This is a genomic window from Microbispora sp. CSR-4, from assembly GCF_008033685.1.
Classification (GTDB): Bacteria; Actinomycetota; Actinomycetes; order Streptosporangiales; family Streptosporangiaceae; genus Microbispora.
This window is the reverse complement of record NZ_VJVX01000245.1, coordinates 1-576: the sequence shown is the minus strand read 5'-3', so window position 1 is coordinate 576 and position 576 is coordinate 1. Positions and strand designations below refer to the sequence as shown.

1 protein-coding gene and 1 pseudogene are annotated in these 576 nt (G+C 67.2%); both read left to right on the top strand.

Translation table 11 applies throughout. The features are described from left to right. Window positions 1-225 (top strand): annotated as a pseudogene (locus FLV34_RS39660) (sugar ABC transporter substrate-binding protein); the annotation flags it as partial. Between the two features lie 15 nt (window positions 226-240). Further along, window positions 241-576 (top strand): Gfo/Idh/MocA family protein (locus tag FLV34_RS39655; RefSeq protein ID WP_261986091.1); only part of this gene is annotated, 336 nt, incomplete at its 3' end.

Genomic DNA, 576 nt, shown 5'->3' with positions numbered 1-576 from the left:
AACGCGATGCGCGACATCCAGGCCGACAACGGCGTGCTGAAGGCCACGGTCACCTACAGCCCCACGATGGCCGGTTCGGCGATCAAGCTGGCGCGGCTGGTCGCGCAGGGCAAGGGCATGAGCGACCTGCTGGAGCAGGAGGTGCCGCAGTCGATCACACTGGCCTCGGCGACCATTACCAAGGAGAACGTGCAGAAGTATCTGCCGCTCGGCTTCGAATCCTGATTCGAGGGAGATCTAGTGACAGACAGCAGGCCGGCGCTCGGTGTCGGCATGGTGGGGTACGCGTTCATGGGACGCGTGCACTCGCAGGCGTGGCGGAGCGTCGCTTCGGTTTTCGACCTGCCGGTAAGGCCCGTCATGGCGGCCCTGTCCGGCAGGTCGCCCGACCGCACGGCCGAAGCGGCGGCCATGCTCGGCTGGGCGGCGGTGGAGACCGACTGGAAGCGGCTTCTCGAACGCGATGACGTGCAGATTGTGGACATCTGCACGCCGGGTGACAGCCACGCCGAGATCGCGATCGCGGCGCTGGCGGCGGGCAAGCACGTGCTGTGCGAGAAGCCGCTGGCCAACACC